We start from the raw sequence: 21,985 nt of genomic DNA on the forward strand, positions 1-21,985 counted from the left end.
TTAAAAATACAGAATAGCTGAAATTAAAGGCCTTCACAATGAGTGGTTTTATAGAAAAGGGATGGCTCTCCAAGTTAATTCCCTTGGAGAGCTGATTGTTTATGGTAGAGAAGTCACTGGAGCATTTGGTTTCGAGGATTGTGGTGTGTTATTTATCGGCCATATTTGAGGCAAAGCCATAAAACTGAATTTACTCAGCAGTCCCTCAGCTTTTATTTGTTCCTCATTTTTAGAATGCATTTCTGGATGAACACTGGCATCGACACGCCGATCTAGTCCTTGAAGACGTTTAAGTTGCATTTCCTGTAATTCTAATAATTTTTTAAACCGTTCTGTACTTTTATTTAATTCAGATTTAACCAAAGCCAGTTCCGATTCTGCCTTATTCATCCGTTCGGCAATCAAATCAAAATTAGATGCTTTATCTGCTAGAAAAGAGTTTAATTTATCCTGAAAAGCTTGCCTTTGAGTGCCATCGTCAATCGCTGCAGATGATAGAGTTTTTACTGTACCTTCCAGGGTGGACGCAATCATTTTTGCTCTTTCTATTTCAGTACCCATTGATTTTCTTACTTCTGCCAACTCCGCTGTTTTTTGTGATAAAAGTAATAAACTTCTGGAGTGTTCCCCCCGGATTTTCTCAAGTTCTTTCTGGTTGATCTCGTATTGTTCACTTTGTTTTTCCAGATCGAGCTTGAGAGATGAAGCTGTTTTTTCAAGATCCTCCTTGGATTTACGCAGTAATTTTTCTGTTTCCACATAAACCTCTACTTGGGCACTCAGTGTTTCAACTTCTTCATTCAAGCGAGTTATATTATGAGCGAGTTTTTCATTCTCTTCTTTAAATTTATCAATTTCAATGGCTAGTTTTTTACGAATTGTGTCTAATGCACCAATTGTTAACTCAAGAATTTCAGCTACTCCAAAAATTCCTTCCTTTAGTTTTTGGGCAATACTTTTTGTATGATAATGATGATCATCCAGAACAATACCGCTCGTAGTGTACGCTAAAGCGCTTACGCCACTGATTGTGATCAAAAAGCCAATATGAGCTGCGGCACCAATAATCAGTGTAGGGCCTGAGATGGCAACTCCGCCAACAATTCTTTGCCACAGAGGCAACTCACCCCAAAAAGCTGCTGCCCGTGAAATAAGGCTCGGATTATCGTGTAAACTGTCAACAATTGCCCCAAGGCTTTTTTTTACTTGAGCCAAATGCTCTTGGGTTAAAGCAATGCTTTGCAAGCTGTCTAAGTTTTCCTGCGAGGAACCTGGATTTAATAGTAGTTGTTTTGCTGCATCAGAAAAACTCATCTGGGCCAAGGCTTTTTCAATGATTACTTTATTTGGATTTGGATGAGCATCATTCTTAATAAGTGTTTCTAGTTCTTGTTCTTTAATAGACATACACCGCTCCCTGTGTTTAAGAATCTCCCTGTAAATTCTATTTTTAACCACAAAGAACTAATAAGCAAGTAAAAATTTGTTACGCACAAGTTGTGTAAAATCAGACCCTATTGATGTTGTGGATTACTCAAATTGGAAAAAAAAACCTATGTTGGGGGCTGCAGGTTAAAGTGGATTTCCATGAGATCACAGCTCGATTAGGAGTGGTGCGGTTGAGTATCCTACGGGGTTGTGAGCACCTCGCGGCACGTAGGCGAAGGGATTATAGTGTAATCTTGATCTGATATTTGTAATTGAATTCCGGATGTTAGATTCAATTCACTTCAAATGCAGGTGTAAAGGTTATTGTTCAACGAAAAGGAGTGAATGGCTTATATTTCAGTTTGAATGTCGGTTTAGGTTAAGATTTTTCAATTTGCATCCGAGGTTAGGGTAATATTTTGAGTTCAAATCCAGGTTTTAATTGAAGTAAAATGAGAGAACAGCTACGATTATAGAAGTAATTACTTCCAGTATTTTTTATTTTCGAGTAATCAAAAAGACTCCTTGAATCTGTAATTATAGTCATTAAACGTAGGAGGCAGAGTGGAAGCGTCGTTGGAGTGCTCTTCACCGGGCATAAAATTAGAAACTCAATCATTGTTGAATAATTGTCATTCAGATTGGAAAGGAATTCTTATAAAAGCACTAGAAACAATGGATCAGGATTATTTGCATCAATTAATTTATGATGAAAATTGGTTACCGGGAAAAGAAAAGTTATTCGCAGCTTTCAGTTTACCCCTAGATAAAACCCAATATATTTTATTGGGTGAGTCACCTTATCCCCGTAAGGAATCGGCCAATGGATATGCTTTCTGGGATCATTCGGTCAGTAGCTTATGGAGTGATAACGGCTTAAGTAAAACAGTTAATAGAGCAACTTCTTTACGTAATTGGATAAAAATGTTGCTTGTCGCATGTGGGGAATTGAACTCGGACACATCGCAAGCCCAGATAGCACAACTGAATAAAAATGCTTTAGTGCAAACAGCACAACAATTATTCGAAGGGATGATGAAGAAGGGAATTTTGTTGCTGAATGCGTGTCTGGTATATAGTGAAGGCAAAGTTCCTTATCATGCCCGGCAATGGAAACCTTTTATACAAAGCCTTCTAAGTCAATTGGCTGTGGTTAAACCTGCAATTCAACTGATTTTGTTAGGCAAGATTGCAGAAACTGTTGCACAAAGTAACTTACCTGTGGGACTTATTGCAGAGCATCCTTATAATGTAAGTTTTATTACCAATCAGCGAGTTATCGATTTTTTTAAGCCACTGGATTTATTAAAACTATGAGCCATTCCGAAACTACTATTAATCCCCAAGAAGTTAATAAATTTGCCCAGCACGCCGACTTATGGTGGGATACCGAGGGGCCATTAAAAACTCTCCACGATATCAACCAAACACGCCTTGATTTTGTAAAAAACCATGTGGATTTGAAGGATTTAAAAGTCCTGGATGTTGGATGTGGAGGAGGGATCTTGTGTGAGGCTATGGCACGCTCGGGAGCACACGTTACCGGTATAGATGCTGCCCCTGAGGCAATTGCTGTGGCTCATGAGCATGCGAAAAATAACAATTATAAGATTGACTATTTATCCACGTCAGTAGAAGCATATAACGACAATCGCTTTGATGTAATTACGTGCATGGAAATGTTGGAACACGTAGAAAACCCAGAATTGGTTTTTGAACATTGCAGTCGCTTGCTCAAGCCCCAAGGTTTTTTATTTGTATCGACGATTAATAGAACTATTAAAGCCTATGCTACTGCAATTATTGTTGCAGAATACATTTTGAATTTGTTACCGAAACAAACACATGATTATAAAAAATTTATAAAGCCAAGCGAATTGTTTGCCATGGCGAGGCCCTGGAATTTTAGTTTAGTTGATTTAAAAGGAATGGATTATAATCCTTTTTTACGTAAAGCATCATTAGAATCAGATATCAAGGTGAATTATTTAATGGCTTTGCAGTTAACTTAAGCTATCAAATAAAATGGGAACCATACAGAACGATTTAAGCCAACTTGGATTTTAGCAGGTGAAGGCATAGCGGAAAGATACCTCCGCTATGCTTTATTTAAACTTGCAGTGCCTTTTTCTGCATTTTGTTTTTTGTTATAGCGTTCTACATAACGTTGATGGGCATATTTAGCTTGTTCTTGAGTGACTACATCCACTTCATTCCCGTAAATATCAACTCGTGCAGCATTTTCTTTCTGACAATTTAAATAAGCAGGTGAGGCACTATAGTAACTTAATGCTTCCCGTAAAGATTTTTTGCTGAATGGTGGAGACTCAAGGCGCTCGTAGAAGTCGATAATATCATCAAATATACCTATTTTCAGAGGTTTAATCTGATTTCCTTTTTTGAAAAAAGCATTTGGAAAGTGTTCAATAAGCCAATCTATAACTTGTAATTTATCTTTTTTAACGGTTGTTAACGGTTGCTTGTCCATGATATGACTCTAAAGGATGATTTAGATGCAGAATAAACTACCACATCTTTCGACATAATCAAGCAATTGTATGCAAACATGACTATTATCTTAAATTATTTTAGGGGTAACCATGAGGAATGGCAGAAAAGATGATTTTAATTGCTCGATTTCATGTAAGAAATTTCTCAATTGGACTCAAGATAATAGCCAATTATTTCAGCATCAACTCTCATAAGATTTTGTAACCAATTGATAATAATAAAAAAATAAAAAAAACAAATGATGGGGCCACCATTCAAAACTACAGGATACAGCTTCTAGGCGATATTGAACTTCTTCTATTCTATTGCTACATTTTAATCATGACTTGTATGGATATAAGTCAGACAAAGGGAATTGTAATCAAAGGATTTGATTTATTATGGATGATAATAAGAACTATTAGTTCTTATACGGATGACTGCGAAAAGCCAGGGTTTAAACCCTGGCTTTTTTATTTTATGCTACCAGATAACCTGATCGGGATAAGAATTTTCTATCCGGAAAATAGGCAAAAATTACAGAGCCATTTTTAATAGTGTTAATTACGGGCTTTGCCAGAGTTTGTGCAATAGCAGGACAACCCCATGATAATCCAGCGCGGCCTGCACGTTTGATAAAATCAGGTTCAACGTACCATGCGCCATGTATTACCACCCGTCTGCTTAAGGCATTATCATTAAATCCTTTATCCAGCCCCTGTAGATTGAGCGAATAGCCCTTATGGCCTATATAGGTATCTTTTGTTATGTAGGTACCTAAACTGGATTGTTTACTTGATGGGATATTCGAAAACCGATTTGCTTTGTTCACACCAGAGTTTTTGCCATGGGCAACGTAAGTATTGTATAAGAGACGTTCTCTGCGAAGATCAAATACCCACATACGTTGCTTGTTTGAGGGTAAGGAATAATCGATTACTGTAAGTACAGGTTTCTTCACGTTTCCTTTTTTGCTTGCATTTTTATATGCAGTTAACGCGAGTTTTAAAACATTCCTGTTTAATTGTGGTGCCTTACTGCTCAAATGCTGTAATGTAGTATTGATATCAGGTTCTGCTCTGGCAGCAAATGAGGGTGCGCTGGAAGTTATATTACTGGTTAAAATAACCGTTGAGATTAGAGTTAATAGAGTATTCATACTGCTCCTTTCTTCATGTAAATCGCCCTAACAGTGCTTTAAAAAAATGGTGATTATATAAACAATTGAGAGGATTGTAAAATTAGAAGGGCGTTCTTTGTTCAATAGAGGAAATTATTATTCAATTCAAAGGGTTATTTAAGTTTAAAAAATAACGTTGTATATATTATGCTCAGGTAGAATAAAAACAAATCAATGAAGGTGTGCGGGCGGCACTCATATTGATTAAAATTTAATCAAAAAATCTAAATATACAACAGTTAAAAAACATAAAATTAAGGTATAATTGCAAAGGTTACAGCTATTTATCCGGTATTGTATAGCAAAATAAGGGATGGTGCATTCCATTTTACATGGTGCTAAATTATACTCGGCTGTTAGTTTTTAGACTCTTTTAAACCCGGCATTGACTTGTTAATCCTATGTGCTTCAAGAATGAAATGGGAAAAAAGAATAGTTTCATATTTGATTTCGGAGAATGCTATGCTGGAAAAGCAGATCATACAATTACCTGAAGGAATACGAGCTGCAATTAATGATGCATATCGTGTTGAGGAATTATCGTTAATCACCGAGCTTTGCGACAAAGCAGCATTAAGCCAACAACAATTAATCGACATTAAGAACAGCGCAACAAAATTTGTTGAATCGGTCCGAGCTGAACGAAAAAAAAGTACAGGTATCGATTCATTTTTAACTGAATATGCATTATCCAGTGAGGAAGGTATTGCCCTTATGTGTTTGGCTGAAGCATTATTACGCGTTCCAGACAGTGCAACAATTGATAATTTAATCAAAGACAAATTGTCAGGTGGTGATTGGAAATCTCATATAGGACAAAGCGATTCTTTTTTTGTAAATGCAACCACTTGGGCACTAATGCTCACGGGTAAAATTCTGACCCCAGAAAAGGCTCAAACAACTTTAGCCAAATCTTTAATGAAACTCGTCAATCGCAGCAGTGAAGCAGTAGTAAGAAAAGCTGTGGATAAAGCGATGCGAATCATGAGTAAACAGTTTGTCATGGGACGAACAATAGGTGAAGCGTTAAACCGGGCAAAAAAGAAAGAAGCCCAGGGATATCGTTATTCCTACGACATGCTGGGTGAGGCGGCACTTACATCTATCGATGCATCCCGTTATTTTGAAGCATATAAAGAAGCAATCGAAACTATAGGCAAACAGGCAGATAAAGACTCAACTGTTTATAGGCGTGCAGGAATTTCTATAAAACTATCTGCGCTACACCCTCGGTATAATGAAAGTCAGCATGAGCGCGTGATGAATGAATTGCCGCCAAAATTATTGGCGCTTGCCCGATTGGCAAAAGAATATGATATTGCTCTTACAGTAGATGCTGAAGAATCAGAGCGTTTGGATTTATCACTTGATGTGATGGAACGTGTCTTTAATGATGCCAGTTTAGATGGGTGGAATGGCTTTGGTCTGGCAGTACAGTCTTATCAAAAAAGAGCTTTCTATGTCTTGGATTGGGTGGCTGCTCTGGCAAGAAGGAAACAGCGTCGGATTATGGTGCGTTTGATAAAAGGTGCTTATTGGGATAGTGAAATCAAGAAAACACAGATGCAGGGCTTAAAAGAATATCCCGTGTTTACTCGCAAGGTGTTTACAGATGTTTCTTTCCAGGCATGTGCCAAAAAAATATTAACCATGACCGATGCGATTTATCCCCAATTTGCTACTCATAATGCCTATTCAGTAGCGATGATTTTAAATATTACAGGTGATTATCGAGATTTTGAATTTCAATGTTTGCATGGAATGGGGAATGAATTGTATCAACAAGTAGTACCTGCAGAACGTCATGGTATTCCTTGTCGTATTTATGCGCCTGTAGGAAGCCATGAAGATCTGTTGCCTTACTTGGTACGCAGGCTATTGGAAAATGGAGCAAATTCTTCATTCGTAAACCGTATTGTAGACGACAATGCACCTATTAGCACCCTGGTAGAGGATCCTGTTGAAAAAGCAAAATCTCTACTGCATAAAATGAACCAAAATATTCCTCTACCGGAAGATTTGTTTCAACCAGGTAGAAAAAACTCTAAAGGATTAGATTTTACAGATCGCACAGAGCGCGCTCGCCTGCAGCAAAAAATGGCACAAATCAAGCTACAACAGTGGTCTGCCGAACCTGTTATTTCAGGTACTACAACCCTTATTGGCGAAAAGCAACGCCTCGAATCTCCCCAACAGACGGAAAATATTATTGGCACCGTCCAAAATGCCTCTCTTCAAGATGTGGACCAGGCTTTAAAAAATGCCGCACAAACTTTTCCGGATTGGTCTGCTATGCCGGTCAAGGATAGAGCAGCCTGTATTAATCGTTTTGCGGATTTATTGGAAGAGAACCAGGCTGAACTTATGACAATAGCCTGTCTGGAAGCAGGTAAAACTATGAATGACTGTATTGCAGAAGTACGTGAAGCAGTTGATTTTTGCCGCTACTACTCCATGCAAGCGCAACAAATTTTATCCGAGCCTTTACGTCTGACAGGATATACAGGGGAATTAAATGAACTCAGTTTGCATCCCCGCGGCGTCGTACTCTGTATTAGCCCCTGGAATTTTCCCCTGGCGATTTTTACAGGACAAGTGGTTGCGGCATTAGCTACTGGAAATTGTGTTATTGCAAAGCCTGCAGAACAAACTCCACTAATAGCCACCTATACAGTCAAATTAATGCATAAAGCAGGGATTCCGGTAGGGGCGGTCCAATTACTTCCTGGTCCAGGTGAGACAATTGGTGCTGCATTAGTAGCAGATAAACGAATTAAAGCGGTGTTATTTACAGGTTCAACGGATACAGCCAATCTCATCAACCATACTTTAGCGACCCGTGGCGGAGAAATTATTCCATTGATTGCTGAAACCGGTGGTCAGAATGCAATGATTGTAGATTCATCTGCCTTACTGGAACAAGTAGTTGTGGATGCGGTGAACTCTGCGTTCGGTAGTGCTGGCCAAAGGTGTTCGGCATTACGTGTTTTGTTTGTGCAGGAGGAGGTTTACCCCAGAACTGTAGCCCTGCTGAAGGGAGCTATGGCTGAGTTGGTCGTAGGCGATCCTCGCTGGCTGGTGACCGATATAGGACCTGTTATAGATAAAACCGCTTTAACTACATTGAAAAATCATGTGGAAAATATGAAAAAGCGTTTTGAAATAATATACCAATGCCCGTTAGACGAATCACTTGAGTCTGGATATTTTATGCCACCCACAGCGATTGCTATCGATCACATCAATGCCTTGGAAAAAGAAGTGTTTGGTCCGGTATTGCATGTGATCCAGTTCAAACGAAAAGATTTGGATAAGGTAATTAAGCAAATAAATGCCACCGGTTATGGTTTAACTTTGGGTATTCATAGTCGCATTAATGAAACAGTGGAATACATTAGAAAAAATATTCATGCAGGAAACTGTTATGTTAACCGCAATATGATAGGGGCTGTTGTCGGCTTACAGCCTTTTGGTGGCGAAGGGCTTTCAGGAACAGGGCCTAAAGCAGGGGGGCCTAACTATCTGACCCGTCTATGTCATGAACGGACTTATACTGTCGATACAACCGCGGCCGGGGGCAATGCAAGTTTAATGTCTTTGCCTGATTAATGAAATCTGATTACAGGATGTTACTTTAGTGAGCAATTAAAGTAACTCCTGTATTCCCAGTCTAACAGGATGTTACCCGCTAATTAATGGAGTAATTAATGAATAACATTTTTCGTGCTTTCCACTTTTTTGTGATCTCTATTTTATTTCTCTTCAATAATATGTTGTTCGCAACGACAATTACTCTTCCCCAGACACATCAGTTTATTTCATACAATGACACAGGAAGCGGTAAACCGCTTGTATTAATTCATGCTTTCCCAACGGATCAACGATTATGGCAGGCTCAGCAAGAGGGACTTAAAGCACATTTTCGGGTGATCACTCTGGATCTCTGGGGATTTGGGCAATCAGCCTGCGTCGATGGAAATGAAATTCCGATGGCAGAGTATGCTCATGAAATAAAAGAGTTATTAGACTATTTAAAGATTGATAAGGCTATCATTGCGGGAGAATCTATGGGAGGATATATTGCTCTTGCTTTTTCAGCTAAATATCCTGAGCAAACTCTTGGATTGGTATTATCAAGCACTCAAGCTGTAGCCGATAGTCCAGAAACTAAAGCAAACCGGGAAAAAACAGCATTGGAGGTTCTTGAAAAGGGAACGGATAACCTGATTGAGGGATTTATGAAAAAAGCCTTTTCTCCTTATGCCTCCTCTGAAACAAAAGCATTGCTTTATCATATCCTGAGCGTGCAAAAACCAACAGCTGTAGCATCTGCTTTGCGTGGCATGGCAACCCGTGAGTCATCCACATCATTACTCGCAACGACTTCTATGCCCATTTTAATTATTTCAGGCGAAATGGATAAAGTGATTTCCCCCCAGCAAAGTAGGGATATGCATTCCCTTGCCAAAAACAGTAGATTAATTATTTTGCCTGAAACCGGCCATTTATCCAATTTAGAGCAACCGACCCTGTGGAACCAGGCAATTATTGAAATGTTTGCATAATCTTTTGTAGTCTGAGTGCTCAAAAACAAAGCCGCGGTAGGGCGGCACTCAAACTACATTTGAACAAATCAAAATGATGGCGTCCTTTCTCTTAAGTCAAGTTCAGACTACTTAATGCTTTTTAGAAAGAAACCATGGGATTAATACAAACAGTAATAAACCCCCAATTAAAAAAGATTCAAAAACAACGACATTACCAACAGGTATTTGAGTTGGTGGGACAAACCCAATAACGATTGCTGTTAAACAGCACAGAATGCCTATAATACACAAAAACCACATGAAGAAATTACCACCTGGTACAGTATAACCACATGGTTGATTCGTCCTGGCATATCTTAATTTGATGGCCGCGGCAAACATGAAGATATATACCATTAAAGCCATTTGAGCACATAAATCACTCAACATCCAATAAGCTGCATTAATTGAATCCAATAAAATAAAAGCTGAGCTTAATACCGTAAAAATAATGGCCTGGGTAAAGAGAATTGTTGTCGGTGCTCCATATTTATTTACATGTGCAAATTTAGCTGGTAAGGAACCATCGCGAGCTGAAACCATCAACCCCTTGGTCGGACCAATAATCCATGCTGAAACACCGCTAAGGCCGCCCAGGATAATTAACACAGCAATAATTGAGGTCATCCAGGACATATTGTAGGATTTAAAAAACACCGCATAGGCATCAATAAGGCCTGAAACTACGCTTAAACTCTCATTGGGAACGACAACAACAATAGCTAAAGAGCCCAATGAAAGAGTTGAAATGACCAAAAGGGTAGAGTAAAACAACGCTTTAGGATAATCACGTTGAGGATTTTTAACCTCTTCGGCATGCACTGCAGACATTTCCATCCCGAGTAAACCGAATAAAACCACCGCAAATAATGATACATCACCCCAGGAATCAAAATCGGGCAACCAGGTGGAGGGATAACCAACCATCATAGGTTTACCTTCGAGACACCAAAGTATTGCTAAAAAAATCATAAAAAGCATTGGAAATATCGTACCTATTGTTGCCCCAATGGTACTTACAATACTTGAAATTTTCATTCCAAAACAATTGAGTATCGTGAAAACCCAAAATAAAATCAGTACAGTAATTAAAAGGTAATATTTGTTATTCCCCAACTCTGGTGAAATGAGATACGATAGGGTTGCTGCAATAAAAGCAAGTATTGTTGGATACCAGACAACGTTATAAATCCATTGAAGCCATATCGTAATAAAAGCTGCGCGTTTACCGAATGCTTCGCGAACCCACACATAAATTCCGCCTGTTTCCGGATAAGCGGTGGCTAGTTCCGCTGCAACTAAAGACACCGGAATAAAAAATGCAAATGCAGCTACAACATAATAGGAAACCAGTGTAAGACCAAGCTTTGCACTAATAGGAAGGGTTCGTAAGCTATCAACAGCAATGACATTAATCATTACTAATGAAAAAACACTTAAAACCTTTTTAGGTTGATTCATGATTAATCCTTAACAAACGCGGTTAAGCAAACCCGCCCATCACTTTGGATGCGTAGTGCTATTATCATTTTTGAAATTTAAATAAAAAAAGGTTGGGACTTTTTAGCCCAAACAAATGAGGATCATTTAGATCATGATCAAATAGATTGGTACTGCAGTTGGGCTTGAGGCCCAACTGAGAATTTATTTTCATCATATTAATCACATAGGTTCCTGAGAACATACTGCAGAATACCGCCATTTTTATAGTATTCCAATTCATCAGCAGTATCGATACGGCATAAAGCTTTAATCTGTTCTTTTTTCCCATCGGCACGCTCAATAGTTACAGGCACCATCGAGCCAGGTTTTAATGAATCAGACACATCAATGCTAATGCGCTCATCCCCCTTTAATTCGAGGGTCTTACGTGTCATCCCATCACAAAATTGTAAAGGTAAAACACCCATACCGATCAGATTAGAGCGATGAATACGTTCAAAACTTTCAGTAATTACTGCTTTGACCCCAAGTAGGTTGGTTCCTTTAGCAGCCCAATCTCTTGACGACCCTGTACCGTATTCTTTACCTGCAATTACTACCAGATCATGATGATCTTTTTGATAAAGCATTGCTGCATCATAAATCGGCATTACTTCACCAGAAGGAATGTAACGTGTAATCCCACCTTCCTGGCCGGGAGTCATTTCATTGCGAATTCGAATGTTAGCAAAGGTTCCTCGCATCATTACCTCATGGTTACCCCGACGAGAACCGTAAGAGTTAAATTCTTTTTCTTCAACTCCTTTAGATTTCAAGTACAAACCTGCAGGAGAGTTGGCTTTGATTGAACCTGCTGGTGAGATATGATCCGTTGTAATTGAATCACCAAATAAAGCTAAAATATAAGCATGTTCTATTGGTTTAATTGCCTCAGGCTTAGCTTGTAAATTCTCAAAAAATGGCGGATGTTGGATGTAGGTTGAATGAGCATCCCATTCATAAGTTTTTCCAGTGCTGGTTTTAATCGCTTGCCAATGTTCATCACCGCGAAATACTTCGGAGTATTCTTTACGGAACATTCCACCTGTAACTTTAGATACTTCAGCAGCAATTTCATCATTGGAAGGCCAAATATCTTTCAAAAATACATCATTACCCTTGTCGTCTCTACCTATGGGGTCTTTGCTCAGATCAATAGTAGTAGTACCACACAGAGCATAAGCCACTACCAGTGGAGGTGAGGCTAACCAGTTTGCTCTCACTTGAGGATGTACACGGCCTTCAAAGTTACGATTTCCTGATAAAACAGCCGAAACAACCAAATCATTATCGCTGACACAGTGAGAAATCGCGTCAGGCAAGGGGCCTGAATTACCAATACATGTTGTACATCCGTAACCTACCAGGTTAAAACCCAGTTGATCAAGATAAGATTGTAAACCAGCCTGTTTGAGGTAATCGGTAACAACCTTTGATCCTGGGGCTAGGGAAGATTTAACCCAGGGCTGGCGTTGTAATCCTTTTTCAACCGCTTTTTTAGCCACTAATCCTGCTGCCATAAGCACACTTGGATTCGAGGTGTTGGTACAGCTGGTTATGGCGGCAATGACTACATGACCATGTTTCATTTGAAAATCATGGTTTTTAACTGCAAAGGAAGAGTTTTTCTCCTGTTCTTTTCCGGCTTCTTTAAGGAAAGTGTCAAATTCAACAGGTAGAGTACTTAAGGTTACCTTGTCTTGAGGGCGTTTCGGACCTGCCAATGAGGGTACTATAGTGCTTAAATCAAGTTCCAATGTATCTGTAAAAACAGGGTCTTCACTGTCTTTGTCATACCACATTCCTTGTGCTTTAGCATACGCCTCAACCAAGGCTATTGTATGTTTATCACGGCCAGTTAGCTCCAAATAGCGAATAGTTTCTTTATCCACGGGGAAAAATCCGCATGTAGCTCCATATTCCGGTGCCATATTGGAGATGGTAGCGCGATCAGCAAGGGGTAGGTCACTTAACCCAGGTCCATAAAACTCAACAAACTTACCGACGACACCTTTTTTTCGGAGCATCTGTGTTACTGTAAGCACCAGATCAGTTGCAGTGATGCCTTCCTTCATTTTTCCAAACAATTTAAATCCAATTACTTCAGGAATGAGCATGGATACAGGCTGGCCCAACATTGCTGCTTCAGCCTCAATACCTCCCACACCCCAGCCAAGAACCCCCAGGCCATTAATCATGGTTGTATGGGAGTCGGTACCTACTAAAGTATCTGGATATGCATATAAGACACCGTCATCGCTGCTACTCCATACCGTTTTGCCTAGGTACTCAAGATTTACTTGATGACAAATACCTGTTCCAGGAGGAACTACCTGAAAATTATCGAAAGCTTTTTGTCCCCAGCGTAAAAATTCATATCGCTCGTTATTTCGCTTCATTTCAATATCAGTATTGACGGTTAAAGCATCAGGACTTCCAAATTTATCAACCATAACTGAGTGATCAATGACTAAATCAACGGGTGATAATGGAGAAATCTTGTCAGGATTACCCCCCATCTTAGCGATTGCATCCCGCATTGCTGCCAAATCAACTACAGCAGGAACTCCTGTAAAATCTTGCATCAAGACACGGGCGGGTCGAAAAGCGATTTCATGCTGTGATGTTTTATTGTGAAGCCAGTCTGCAATTGCCTGAATATCTTTAGTAGTAACGGTACTGTCATCCTCAAAACGTAATAAATTTTCGAGAAGAACTTTAAGTGAGTATGGAAGACGGCTTATTCCTTTAAAATTTTTTTGCTCGGCTTCTTTGAGACTGTAATAATGATAGGTTTTCCCATCGATATGCAATTGAGATTTTGTTGATAAGCTGTCACGACCTACTTTCATAAGGAGCTCCTGAAATCAAAAACTGAATAATATCTCAATTTTAGGAAAATTCCATGAGTTCTGATGAAATTAGGTCAGAACTTTAGATCATGGCAATCTTCAGTTGCCCATCATTTTCATAAGTTTCATCAAAAGATTTAGAATCTTCAATCAACTTAGCGCCCATTTGAAAAATTATTTTTTCCTCATTTTGTTTTGCTGGTATATCAAGAGAACCGGGTGTTAATAAAGAGATGGCTCCAGGTATCAGAAATGTAAGTCCAATTGGAAATAGGATGGCGCTTATTAAGGGATTAAAAGGAAAAATGGCTATAGAAGCCAAAATAAATCCTATCCCTATTACTGTAGCTGCGAGGGAAACTTTATGCCGGATAGGCTCTTGAATGATATCTGTAATTCCAACCGGATAATAAGTTCTTATATTTTGGTAACTGTTTATATACATGTCCTTTTGTTTGGGTTGATGCAAACATGAATATAAAGCTTTAACAAAACGATGGTATTGTTCCAATATACGTTGTTCTTCATATGGGTCAGAATTTTGTTCGAGTGCGTCCTCAAATTCTTTCAATCGAAGTGTTAATAACTCCATGAAAGCAGATTTATCCTCTTGTACTGGGAGCAATAACTTTTTTGCATCTTGGATAATTTTCAAAATAGAATCGTGTGTGTGTTTTTTAGAAAAAAAAGTCATAACAGCACTCTCAAAAATTACGTGTACACAGGTTAGCATTCTTGAAACCAGTGAAATAGAGAATATGTGTTGGCTTTACATTCAAGTAATATATATTAACTAAAACTTAATGGTTTTAGCATAAAGTTAACATTTGGTATGGATATTGCTTTTCAGTAATGGAAATAACTAGGGATCTAGAATGATTGATTTGAATACTATATTAAATGTTGCTGAATTGGGAGATCTTTTTTCGAATTCATCGTCAAACAATCCAGTAACTGGCGATATATTGACAGAATCGATGGAGAAAACTCAATATCAAGAGAAGGGCTCTCTAGCCTCCATAGATGAGGAGGCTTCTCCAGATACTTTTATTTTATTATTAACACAAGTTTTTGCCAATGCTGGATCCAACGATTTGAAATCTATCCCACTTACGGAAGAGAACGACCTGGAACCCGTCAATTCTGAATCCAGAGAAGTTTCGCAAGAAAAAAGCGGAGAGCAATCAATTAGCGAGATTGAAAATAACGTCGCTATTTCCTGGATCAACTCATCCTATTGTACGCAGGAAAATGAACTAAAAAGTGGCAAACAAGAGCTTGAGCATCATTTAAGTGCGCCAATGGGCAGGACAGAACATCAAGAGCAATCGGAAACGCCTTTATCTGCGCCTATACAGATTAACGAAGCTCAAATGCCGCTTAATGAAATAAGCTTTGTAGAGACTCTTGTGATAGATGAGACACCTCAGAATTCTGTAACAGATGTTCAGGAGACTCAACTAAAAGAACGGGAGTGGGGGGGACTTCCAGAGACTCCACAAATAATAACTTCTTTTTTAGAATCCGAACCTGTAACAGTATCTCTTAGTAAGAATCCCCAAAAAATTCAGCTTTCCGGCATTCGCGATACGCAACTAATGAATCCAATAGAGCCTTTTGAATCCCAATTTAGCACGTTGAAACGTTCTGTAGAAGACAAAATAACTCCAACTGGCTCCCTCCAAACATTATCCAAGAAAGAAGAAGAAATACCTGAATTTCTATCAATCTTCGAAAATTCTGAGGAACTAAAAACCCAGGAGACAAGTTATACAGTACCCAATGAGTCACCTTTGCGTGTTCCTATGGAAGCTAATGTTCCTATCGAAACTAATGTGCCTATTGAAACCCGAGCCCCTGACATGGACATCCCTCACAAAAGCCTCACGATTCCGATGAAAGTCGATACCCCTGAGTGGTCAAAGCAGTTTACCGAGCAGATTATCTGGCTAGGGCATCAAGACATTAAAAGAGCTGTAATTAAAATAAACCCTGAAGATTTAGGTCCATTGGAAATTAATATTAAGGTGGTAAATAACTCTGCCTCTGTAAATATAGTTGCCCATAACCTAAACGTGCGCGACATTATTGATCAATCTTTGCCGAGGCTCCAGCTGATGATGGCCGAGCAAGGTTTAAATTTATCGGAAGTACACGTAGATTCCGATGCCAATCCACGTCAATTTTCACAGGAAAATAAAAACAATAGGGAGGAATTTACCCCTTCCACTGAGGAAGAATTTGGAACTACCCCTTTAAAGAGTAAAGGGGTAATCAAAAGATTGATTGATTATTTTGCATAAAAACCATTTGCGTTATTAAAAAATTTAATAACGGCAACGTGTTTTGCAACGAATCACACGTCCACTCCAGCGATCAATGAGACAGCTTTTGCGGCAACCGTGACCTATGTACCTCCAAGGAGTCCAGTACACTCCTCGATGATAGCGATGATGATGATATGTTGCTGGGCCATAGTAGCCGGAATGATACCCAACAAAATATGCAAATTGCTGACCAGGGAGTTGTGTTGTTGTGCTTGCCTTAACCAAGTTGCTGTAAAAAAATCCTATAAGCAGCGCAAATGATAATAGGATAGGCGAGATTTTTTTGTAACTTCGGATGCTTACTTTTTCCATGATGGCAACCTCATTTTATGTTGTTACATTAAAAATTATAGATTATAAATAGCTGCATGAGGAATTTGAGGGTTTTTTATGAAGGAAAAAATAATTTTAATTACGGGCTGCTCTAGTGGTATTGGGTTTGATGCTGTATTTGCCCTAAAGAAAAGGGGGCATCGTGTTATTGGTTCCTGCAGGAAACAGGAAGATGTCCAAAAATTAATAGATATGGGCATAGAGGCTGTCCAGCTGGATGTTGCTGATTCAGCTTCAATTCAAAATGCATTTTCAGACGTTCTCTCTAAAACGAATGGACGCCTAGACGTTTTAATTAATAACGCAGGATATGGGCAAATAGGGGCTTTAGAGGACATTTCACGTGAGGTATTACGCGAACAATTTGAAACAAATGTCTTTGGGTTGGTTGAACTGACGAATCTGGCTATTCCGGTTATGCGTAAACAGGGATATGGCCGTATTATCAATTTGAGCTCTATCTTGGGCGTAATCAGTATGCCTTTTCGCGGTGCTTATAATGCATCTAAGTATGCTGTTGAAGGCATTAGCGATACTTTAAGGCTTGAATTAAAATCCTCAGGCATTGATGTCATTACTATAGAGCCAGGCCCAATAGAAAGCCGTTTCCGAGATAATTGTGTTGATAATTCACTAGACCGTATTAACCGGCAAAACAGTTATTTCTCGAAACAATATGAAGGAATGTTGATGTCATTTAAGGAAAAGAAATCCGACTCTGTTTTTACACTGAAACCAGATGCAGTAATCAATAAATTTATTCATGCAATCGAATCTAAAAAACCCAAAGTTAAATATCCAGTAACTTTTCCCGCACATTTTTTGATTTTTTTAAAATGGATACTAAGCGCAAAAATGTTGGATAGGTTTATTTTATTAGTTTCGAAAAAAGAATTATCCTAAGAGAGGATTCCTTTTTCATCGGGGGGTTGTCCTAGCTTAACGTCTATTAAATGAACAAACTTTTTTTTTAAAAAAGAAGCAAAACCCGCATTTCTTTGCTAATATCTAAATGGGTTAAAAATCATTAACAATCAAGGAAGTAAAATTATGAAAAAATCAACAATGGCTGTGGCTGCTTTATTAACTGTATTAGCAGCTCCTGTGGTTTCTGTAGCCTATGCAGATGATACTACTTCTGCTCCAACTAGCACTTGCAAAGGCTGTAAAGGTTGTAAAGGTTGCAATGGCTGTGCGGGTTGCAAAGGTTGCAATGGCTGCAAAGGTTGCAAAGGTTGCTCTGGTGAGTAATCCGTAATCCTTTAGTCTTCAAAGAGGTAGTTAATTACTACCTCTTCTTTTATTTTCTTTCATGAAGTAAAAAATATGATTACCCATTCAGACTTTAACTTACCTCAACTGAGTAAATGGCATAAGAATATTTATCTCAATTACGCAAAACAAGTTTTAGAAGCGCAACAGTTAATGACGACAAATAAGGGCAAGAACATTCTTCATTATGCCTTAAAAAAGAAACGTCGTTTCGAACGAATGAGTCATTATCCTGCAGGTGATCGCATCGATCATCAAACCGGGGCCCAATATTTTTATCATTGCCATAGAGAAAATTTTGAAAGTACCGAGCATGGCCATTTTCATTGTTTTTTACGTTACAAGCATATTCCCAAGGGTATCAAGCCTGCACCTTTAGCAGACTGGGATAAGTACATTGATAACCCTATGACGCATTTGGTAGCTATTGCCATGAATCAGTTAGGGCAACCGATACGCTTATTCACCGTCAATCGTTGGGTAACTTCCGAAATTTGGTATAGCGCTGAGAATTGTGCGCGACTTCTTAAACACTATAAAATTACCCTGAGAGATGATCCCTATTGGCAAGTGCTGGACAAATGGGTAGAGGGAATTCTTCATTTATTTAAACCGCAGATTTTATGGCTACACCAGGAACGTGATAAAAAAATTCAATATCATCAGGCTTCAGTTGACAACCCTTATATCGATTATGAGATTGAAGAGCTTTCTGAAATCTCCATTGATCTAAAGCAACAGATCGAATGGGTAATTAGTTAACTGATGTTTTATTTTGTCTTTTTAGTAAGGATTAAGCGGTATTCTTTGTACTAAATTTTCTTTAGGCATTAGCCCTCCACCTCAATCAAAATAATTTACCTGTACTATAATTTAGTTGCGAAAAGATAAATTATTGGAGCGCTTGCATGTCATCCCACGCCAAAAACAGGACCAAAGAAGATATTGATTCCATACATCAATATTATATGGAAATTATCAATTCAATGCCCAATATTGTGTATTGGATAGATACGGAATGCAACTTAAAAGGATGCAATCACAACTTTGTCAAATTGCTTGGCCTCAATACACTTAATGATTTAAAAGGTTCCCCTTACCAACAGATGGAGGAATCTGCACATTGGGATAAGGAAAGAATAGAAGAATTAAAATTAGATGATATGAAAGTGATTTTTTCAGGAATTCCCCAACACCATGTGGAGGAAAAACCTATTAGCGACTCTGCAGGGAAGCTTCACTACTTCCAATCTTCGCGAGTCCCTATGTACAATCGTAACAGAAAAATTATAGGCTTAATCGTAATTTTAAATGATATTACTTTAAACAAAGAACTTGAAACTCATGTTGGTGAATTTCAGGAAAATAGCCAAAAATTAGAGCACACTTTAAAAGAAGGTTATTTACCTACAGTGCTCATGGTAGAAGATAATATAATTGCGCAAAATGTTGAGAAAGCATTGCTCACAGCATTGCATTGCCATGTTGATATAGCAGATTCTGCAGAGAGCGCAGTCAACCTATTTTATCCTGGAAAATATGATTTGGTGTTGATGGATATTGGATTGGAGGATTCTTCCGGCTATGTAGTTGCAAAACAATTAAGACAAAAAGAAAAAAACACAAACCACCATGTTCCCATAATAGCTTTGACTGGGTTTGAAGCAGACGTGGTCAAATACGATTGTCAACACTATTTCATGGAAGGGGCGATCAGTAAACCATTAACCTGTGAACAGGCAGAGCAAATCATTAAGCACTATGTCTATCATATGGATGTTCCGGTACGGGGTTTAAAGACAACGTAGCAGATTATTGCTATCATATTCTTTTTTCTAATATATTTCTTCTATGGGCAGTAATTCAACTGAAACTAAACGTATTTTATCTCTGGATGTTTTTCGTGGTCTGACGATGGCATTAATGGTCCTGGTAAATAGCCTGGGCTCACGAGAAAATTACAAGATTTTAATGCATGTTGAGTGGAACGGATGCAGTTTGGCGGATTTAGTTTTTCCTGCCTTTTTGTTTATTGTAGGGATCACAACAGTGATCAGCTTGCAAAGACACCTAAATGATGAAAGCAAGGCCCAACTTTATAGAAGTATATTGACTCGTACTCTTCTTTTAATGTTCTTCGGACTATTCCTAAATATTTTTCCCAAGCAGATAGATTTATCCACTATACGGATATATGGAATATTGCAACGTATTGCTTGGTGTTATCTTATTTGTTCTATTCTCTATCTCCATACATCCTTTCGCACCCAAATAATTATTCTAGTGGGTATTCTCATTGGTTATTGGTTTTTCCTCACACAAATTCCAGTGCCAGGTCCAGGATTTGATCAATTAAGCATGGCAAAAAATTGGGTAAGTTACATTGAAACTCACCTCTTTTCTCCCAGACATCTATTATTCAAGAACTTTGATCCTGAAGGATTTTTAAGTACTATACCCGCAATTGCCACAACCCTTTCTGGACTTTTAGTCGGACAATATTTACTAACTCCTGGCAGTAAACTAAAGAAAAGTTTCACTTTGATTACCATAGGGATACTGTGCCTCTTTGTAGCCGGGTTTTGGAACCATTATTTCCCAATTAATAAAAATTTATGGACCAGCACCTTTGTTTTATGGAGTAGTGGCTTTTCACTTATAGTTTTTGGTTTATGTTTTTTTGTAATCGATGTATTGGGTTATACAAAGTGGTCATTACCTTTTAAGATTTTAGGGATGAATGCATTATTTATCTTTATTTTTCATGTGGTATTGCTGAAACTTCAATCCATATTTGTACTTACTTTACCCAATGGGACGCAGGATATTATGCGAGTGGCTATCACTCAATATTTATTTGGAAGTTTTAGCCCCCAAAATGCAGGGCTGTTTTATGCGATTTTGTTTCTTTTTTTAAATTTTATAGTAGCCGTTTTTTTATACAGGCGAAAAATTTTTATAAGAATTTGATTAAATTCCAGATTTTATGTAGAGAATCGATTCTTATCTCAGGGGTACGTATTGTCCATCTCTATGGAGTTAGCTATAATAACAGGTTAGATTGAACTACCTGAAGTTAATGGAGTCATTTTCAAATGCCAATTTATGAATACCAGTGTACCAGTTGTAACCATCATTTTGATTTAATGCAAAAAGTCAGTGATGATCCTGTTAAACAGTGCCCTGTATGCTATAAAGATACTGTTATCAAGCTTATTTCCGCTGCTGGTTTTCAACTAAAAGGTACGGGTTGGTATGCTACTGATTTTAAAAACAAAGCGAGCAAGACACCAGAGACTAAAGCTAAAAATGATGATTCTGCTCCTGCAGAAAAAACAAAAGACACTTCCTCATCAAAAACTACTCAAGATGGTGACAATAAGTGAAATCAATGTCTTTAAGAAGCTATTTACTCACTGGGTTAGTGGTATGGTTACCTATACTCATCACCATTGGCGTATTGCGCTTTATTATTGACTTACTCGACAATACATTGGCTTTAATTCCTAAAGCATATCAGCCGGAACAATTAATCGGACATTATATCCCAGGTTTGGGGGTTATCTTGTCACTGGTTATTTTGCTTATCACCGGTGTAATTGCCACCAATTATTTCGGACAACGAATAGTGGAGTGGGGCGAGTCTCTGCTTGTCAGAATTCCTCTGGTCCGATCCATTTATAAAACAGTTAAACAAGTAATAAATGCTGTATTATCAACAAATAGCGAAGCCTTTCGAAAAGTAGTGCTGATTGAGTATCCACGCAAAGGATTATGGAGTATCGCTTTTCAAACTGGTTCGGCCAATACAGCACTTAACACTAAAACTAATCAGGAAATGGTTTCGGTATTCATACCCACTACTCCTAACCCTACTTCAGGTTTTCTTATGATGCTTCCTCGAAATGATGTTATTGAGCTGGATATGAGTATTGATGAAGCACTAAAATTTATAATTTCTTTAGGAGTTATGCCGCCAGTAACCGAGGCAGCATTAGCAAACACTTTGTAAAAAATTTTAATAGGCGGTTTTTA

General features: G+C 38.3%; 18 protein-coding genes. 12 read left to right on the forward strand and 6 right to left on the reverse strand.

Annotated elements, in window-relative coordinates; genetic code table 11:
- Window positions 1–99: 99 nt before the first annotated feature.
- Window positions 100–1,407 (reverse strand): LegC2/C7 family Dot/Icm T4SS effector, encoded by a 1,308-nt coding sequence (locus KYQ_RS04455; RefSeq protein WP_010653769.1) that lies wholly within the window; start codon window positions 1,405–1,407, stop codon window positions 100–102.
- Between the two features lie 585 nt (window positions 1,408–1,992).
- Between KYQ_RS04455 and KYQ_RS04460 the strand changes: the two genes are divergently transcribed.
- Together KYQ_RS04460 and ubiG are read left to right on the forward strand one after the other, a co-directional pair.
- Window positions 1,993–2,745 (forward strand): uracil-DNA glycosylase family protein, encoded by a 753-nt coding sequence (locus KYQ_RS04460; RefSeq protein WP_019349689.1) that lies wholly within the window; start codon window positions 1,993–1,995, stop codon window positions 2,743–2,745.
- Entirely contained in the window at window positions 2,742–3,440 is a 699-nt protein-coding gene (gene ubiG, locus KYQ_RS04465; protein ID WP_010653767.1) for a bifunctional 2-polyprenyl-6-hydroxyphenol methylase/3-demethylubiquinol 3-O-methyltransferase UbiG, read from the forward strand. The genes KYQ_RS04460 and ubiG overlap by 4 nt, the downstream gene beginning before the upstream one ends.
- Window positions 3,441–3,526: 86 nt before the next feature.
- Here the strand turns inward: ubiG and KYQ_RS04470 are convergent, their stop codons facing one another.
- Complete coding sequence (locus KYQ_RS04470) at window positions 3,527–3,916, reverse strand: ProQ/FINO family protein (protein ID WP_010653766.1); 390 nt, start codon at window positions 3,914–3,916, stop codon at window positions 3,527–3,529.
- 480 nt (window positions 3,917–4,396) lie between these two features.
- Window positions 4,397–5,077 (reverse strand): murein L,D-transpeptidase catalytic domain family protein, encoded by a 681-nt coding sequence (locus tag KYQ_RS04475; protein WP_010653765.1) that lies wholly within the window; start codon window positions 5,075–5,077, stop codon window positions 4,397–4,399.
- A 483-nt stretch (window positions 5,078–5,560) separates the two neighbouring features.
- On the opposite strand from KYQ_RS04475, the gene putA reads away from it, so the two are divergent.
- Together putA and KYQ_RS04485 are read left to right on the forward strand one after the other, a co-directional pair.
- A complete protein-coding gene (gene putA, locus KYQ_RS04480; RefSeq protein WP_029488990.1) occupies window positions 5,561–8,707 on the forward strand; it encodes a bifunctional proline dehydrogenase/L-glutamate gamma-semialdehyde dehydrogenase PutA in 3,147 nt (1,048 codons plus the stop codon).
- Window positions 8,708–8,805: 98 nt separating this feature from the next.
- Window positions 8,806–9,663 (forward strand): alpha/beta fold hydrolase, encoded by an 858-nt coding sequence (locus tag KYQ_RS04485; protein WP_010653763.1) that lies wholly within the window; start codon window positions 8,806–8,808, stop codon window positions 9,661–9,663.
- A 111-nt stretch (window positions 9,664–9,774) separates the two neighbouring features.
- Here the strand turns inward: KYQ_RS04485 and KYQ_RS04490 are convergent, their stop codons facing one another.
- From KYQ_RS04490 to KYQ_RS04505, 3 genes are all read right to left on the reverse strand, one after another.
- A complete protein-coding gene (locus KYQ_RS04490; protein ID WP_010653762.1) occupies window positions 9,775–11,145 on the reverse strand; it encodes an APC family permease in 1,371 nt (456 codons plus the stop codon).
- Window positions 11,146–11,342: 197 nt separating this feature from the next.
- Window positions 11,343–14,018: an aconitate hydratase AcnA gene (acnA, locus tag KYQ_RS04500; RefSeq protein WP_010653761.1), complete on the reverse strand. Its 2,676-nt coding sequence runs from the start codon at window positions 14,016–14,018 to the stop codon at window positions 11,343–11,345.
- Window positions 14,019–14,100: 82 nt separating this feature from the next.
- The gene (locus KYQ_RS04505) at window positions 14,101–14,712 is read right to left on the reverse strand and encodes a lpg1689 family Dot/Icm T4SS effector (protein ID WP_010653760.1); all 612 of its coding nucleotides are present in this window, start codon (window positions 14,710–14,712) and stop codon (window positions 14,101–14,103) included.
- Between the two features lie 181 nt (window positions 14,713–14,893).
- On the opposite strand from KYQ_RS04505, the gene KYQ_RS04510 reads away from it, so the two are divergent.
- From KYQ_RS04510 to KYQ_RS04545, 8 genes are all read left to right on the forward strand, one after another.
- The gene (locus tag KYQ_RS04510; protein WP_010653759.1) at window positions 14,894–16,321 is read left to right on the forward strand and encodes a flagellar hook-length control protein FliK; all 1,428 of its coding nucleotides are present in this window, start codon (window positions 14,894–14,896) and stop codon (window positions 16,319–16,321) included.
- Window positions 16,322–16,735: 414 nt separating this feature from the next.
- On the forward strand, window positions 16,736–17,581 hold the full coding sequence (locus tag KYQ_RS04515; protein WP_010653758.1) for an SDR family NAD(P)-dependent oxidoreductase: 846 nt from the start codon (window positions 16,736–16,738) through the stop codon (window positions 17,579–17,581).
- Window positions 17,582–17,728: 147 nt separating this feature from the next.
- Entirely contained in the window at window positions 17,729–17,929 is a 201-nt protein-coding gene (locus KYQ_RS19440) for a hypothetical protein (RefSeq protein ID WP_010653757.1), read from the forward strand.
- A 75-nt stretch (window positions 17,930–18,004) separates the two neighbouring features.
- Window positions 18,005–18,712, forward strand: a complete 708-nt coding sequence (locus KYQ_RS04525; protein ID WP_010653756.1) for a DUF6969 family protein — start codon at window positions 18,005–18,007, stop codon at window positions 18,710–18,712.
- Between the two features lie 146 nt (window positions 18,713–18,858).
- Window positions 18,859–19,758, forward strand: coding sequence for a response regulator (locus KYQ_RS04530; protein ID WP_010653755.1), 900 nt, complete (start codon window positions 18,859–18,861; stop codon window positions 19,756–19,758).
- A gap of 43 nt (window positions 19,759–19,801) precedes the next feature.
- Window positions 19,802–20,920 (forward strand): acyltransferase family protein, encoded by a 1,119-nt coding sequence (locus KYQ_RS04535; protein WP_010653754.1) that lies wholly within the window; start codon window positions 19,802–19,804, stop codon window positions 20,918–20,920.
- A 125-nt stretch (window positions 20,921–21,045) separates the two neighbouring features.
- Window positions 21,046–21,336: an FmdB family zinc ribbon protein gene (locus KYQ_RS04540; RefSeq protein ID WP_010653753.1), complete on the forward strand. Its 291-nt coding sequence runs from the start codon at window positions 21,046–21,048 to the stop codon at window positions 21,334–21,336.
- Complete coding sequence (locus tag KYQ_RS04545; RefSeq protein ID WP_010653752.1) at window positions 21,333–21,962, forward strand: DUF502 domain-containing protein; 630 nt, start codon at window positions 21,333–21,335, stop codon at window positions 21,960–21,962. The genes KYQ_RS04540 and KYQ_RS04545 overlap by 4 nt, the downstream gene beginning before the upstream one ends.
- The last annotated feature ends 23 nt before the right edge of the window (window positions 21,963–21,985 follow it).

Origin of the sequence: Fluoribacter dumoffii NY 23, from assembly GCF_000236165.1 — a bacterium.
Taxonomy (GTDB): domain Bacteria; phylum Pseudomonadota; class Gammaproteobacteria; order Legionellales; family Legionellaceae; genus Legionella; species Legionella dumoffii.